This window comes from Asaia sp. SF2.1, assembly GCF_000505765.1.
GTDB classification, from domain to species: Bacteria; Pseudomonadota; Alphaproteobacteria; order Acetobacterales; family Acetobacteraceae; genus Asaia; species Asaia bogorensis.
Genome location: NZ_AYXS01000034.1, coordinates 82,218 through 85,219, shown reverse-complemented (window position 1 = coordinate 85,219; position 3,002 = coordinate 82,218). Strand labels below are relative to the sequence as shown.

Annotated in this window: 3 protein-coding genes and 1 pseudogene; all 4 read left to right on the top strand. The window is 63.6% G+C overall.

All coding sequences use genetic code 11. The features are described from left to right. A pseudogene (gene pyrB / locus P792_RS38985) lies at positions 1 to 190 on the top strand (aspartate carbamoyltransferase catalytic subunit); the annotation flags it as partial. Continuing rightward, complete coding sequence (locus tag P792_RS31620) at positions 187 to 1,479, top strand: dihydroorotase family protein (protein ID WP_023979361.1); 1,293 nt, start codon at positions 187 to 189, stop codon at positions 1,477 to 1,479. The pseudogene pyrB and the gene P792_RS31620, both read left to right, overlap by 4 nt. Next, positions 1,476 to 2,126, top strand: a complete 651-nt coding sequence (gene plsY / locus P792_RS31615) for a glycerol-3-phosphate 1-O-acyltransferase PlsY (protein ID WP_023979360.1) — start codon at positions 1,476 to 1,478, stop codon at positions 2,124 to 2,126. The genes P792_RS31620 and plsY overlap by 4 nt, the downstream gene beginning before the upstream one ends. A 6-nt stretch (positions 2,127 to 2,132) precedes the next feature. After that, positions 2,133 to 3,002: DNA-processing protein DprA (gene dprA, locus P792_RS31610; protein WP_369794251.1), on the top strand; the 870-nt coding region annotated here is incomplete at its 3' end.

Genomic DNA, 3,002 nt, shown 5'->3' with positions numbered 1-3,002 from the left:
CAGCCGCCGCCTCGCCCTGGCGAAACCCGGCGCACTGGTCATGCATCCGGGTCCGATGAATCGTGGTGTCGAAATTGCCTCCGACGTAGCGGACTCAGCGCAGAGCGTCATTCAGGAACAGGTCGAAATGGGCGTGGCCGTGCGCATGGCCGTGCTCGACCGACTCTCACGTATGCGGACAGCGTCATGACCGATCTCATTTTCGAAAATGTCAGGCTGATCGATCCGGTAACAGGTCAGGAGTCGCTTTCGCGCCTGCGCGTTTCGGATGGTCGCATCGCGGGGCGTGACAAGGCTGGTGCTGAGGGTGCACCGGAAGGTGTCCAGAGCATTGATAGTCAGGGCGCGGTTCTCTGCCCCGGCCTGGTCGATATGCGTGTTGCCATTGGCGAGCCGGGTTTTGAATATCGCGAAACCATCGCCTCTTGCGCCCGCGCCGCGGTTGCCGGTGGCGTGACAACGCTGGCGGCCCTGCCTAATTCCAAACCTGCCATTGATGAGCCCGCTCTGGTGCGCCTGCTGCGTGGCCGTGGCGAGGAAACGGGTTTGGTCACCATCCTGCCCTATGGCGCGCTTACCAAGGGCTGCAAGGGTGAGGAAATGGCCGAGCTTGGCATGTTGCGCGAAGCCGGGGCCGTTGCCTTTACCGATGGTATCCATGCCATTGCCGACACCAAGCGCATGCGCCAGCTTCTGGCCTATGCCAAGGGGATTGGCGCTCTGGTAGTGCAGCACCCGGAAGACCCGTCTCTGGCAAAAGGGGGCGCCGCCACGGCGGGAGCACTGGCAACCCGTATGGGCCTGCCCCAGATACCCGCCGCTGCTGAGGCCATTCTGATTGCCCGCGATATCCGTCTTGCGGAAATGACCGGCGCCCCCTTGCATTTCGGCCATGTCTCGACCGGCGAAGGGCTCGATCTGATCCGTCAGGCCAAGGCCCGGGGTCTGGCCATTACCTGTGACACGGCGCCCCCCTATTTTGCGCTGAATGAAGAGGCGATTGGCGAATTCCGTACCTACGCCAAGCTTTCGCCTCCGTTGCGTGCAGAAGAGGACCGTCTGGCGGTCTGTGCGGCGCTCGCGGATGGGACAATCGACGCCATTGCCTCGGACCATGCGCCATGGGACGCCGATGACAAGCGCCTGCCTTTCGCTCAGGCCTGCGCGGGCGGGACAGGCCTGACCACGCTGCTGGGTGTCGGTCTGTCTCTGGTGCATGACGGCGTGCTTACCCTGACGCAACTCATTGCGCTGCTCACCCGCCGCCCTGCCTGGTTGCTGGGCAGCGAGGCCGGAACGCTGGACATTGGAGCCAACGCCGACCTGTGCCTGTTCAACCCCGCAGCTGAATGGGTGGTTGAAGCAGGCGAACAGCCCGGACGCGCGCAGAACACACCCTTCGACGGCAAGCGCCTCAAGGGGCGCGTTCTGGGAACGTGGAAGAACGGACAGCGCGTTTTCGATGGTGCCGCATCATGATCCATCATCTGCTTACGCCCCCTTTCCTGCTTTGTGCCGGTATCGCCTATCTGCTGGGCAGTATCCCTTTCGGGTTGCTGATCAGCCGCGTCGGCGGGGCGGGTGACATACGCAAGATCGGCTCGGGCAATATCGGCGCGACGAACGTCCTGCGCACGGGCCGGAAAGGACTGGCTGCGGCAACCCTGCTGCTCGACGGGCTGAAGGGCGCTCTAGCCGTGCTGGTTGTGCACCTTCTTCTCGATGGCGGCATACCGACAGGGATGGCTGTCGCCGCAGTCTGTGTCGTGATCGGCCATTGCTTTCCGGTCTGGCTCGGCTTTCGCGGGGGCAAGGGCGTTGCAACCGGGCTAGGGGCGCTGTTTGCCTTGTGCTGGCCCGTGGGCATTGCCTGCTGTCTGGTCTGGCTGGCAGTTGCCAAACTCTCCCATATCTCGTCAGCAGGGGCGCTGGCTGCTTTTGCCGTGGCACCGTTCATCATGGCGCCGCTGAGCGAACAGCCTGTGCACAGCCCGCTTTCCATTGCGACACTCATCCTGACACTTATCATTCTCCTGCGTCACACGAGCAATATCCGGCGTCTGCTCACGGGACGGGAATCGCGCATCAATATCGACCCGCCGCCCCAGACCAAGCAGGAAATCTGACCCATCATGTCGGCCGTATCTCAGGGAAATGAACGGCTCGACATTGTACGCCTGGCCCGCACGGACGGCATCGGCCCTGTCAATTTCCGACGCTTGATGACAGAACACGGGACAGCCGGCGCCGCCATCGAGGCATTGCCCGAGCGCGTGCGCAAGGCGGGACGGCGCGCCACCATTGCCATCCCGTCAAGAGACAGTGTCGAAGCCGAGCAGGAGGCTCTGACACGACTCGGCGGGCGCATGCTGCTCCTTGGCGACCCGGACTACCCCGCCCTTCTCTCGCGCATTACCGATGCGCCCCCCGTTCTGAGCCTATGGGGCCAGGCTGAAAAGCTTTCACAGCGGGCCATCGGGGTTGTCGGCGCACGCAATGCCTCAGCCGGAGGCTTGCGCATTGCTGAAAGCCTGAGCGGCGCTCTTGCTCATGAGGGCTGTGTGATCGTGTCGGGCCTGGCCCGCGGGATCGATACTGTCGCGCATCGTGCCGCCCTGCATCAGGGCATGACGGTTGGTGCCGCAGCGGGCGGCCTTGACTATTTCTATCCCCCCGAAAACGAGGGGCTCTATCGCGCCATTGCTGAACGGGGCTGCGTTGTGACCGAGGCTCCTCTCGGCACGATTCCCCAGGCCAGTCATTTCCCGCGGCGTAACCGTCTGATTGCCGGCCTTTCTTTAGGTGTCATCCTGATCGAGGCCGCGATGCGCTCTGGCACGCTCATCACCGCGCGCCTTGCCCTCGATTACGGACGGGACGTGTTTGCCGTTCCCGGCTCGCCACTCGACCCGCGCTCACGCGGTGGCAACGACCTGTTGCGACAGGGCGCGATTCTGACAGAGACGGCGCAGGATGTCCTGAACCAGATCGAGAGCGGCGCC

What these genes read in the sequence shown, in the direction of transcription:
- P792_RS31620 (WP_023979361.1), top strand. Translation starts at nt 187, where the DNA reads ATGACCGATCTCATTTTCGAAAATGTCAGGCTGATCGATCCGGTAACA.
- plsY (WP_023979360.1), top strand. Translation starts at nt 1,476, where the DNA reads ATGATCCATCATCTGCTTACGCCCCCTTTCCTGCTTTGTGCCGGTATC.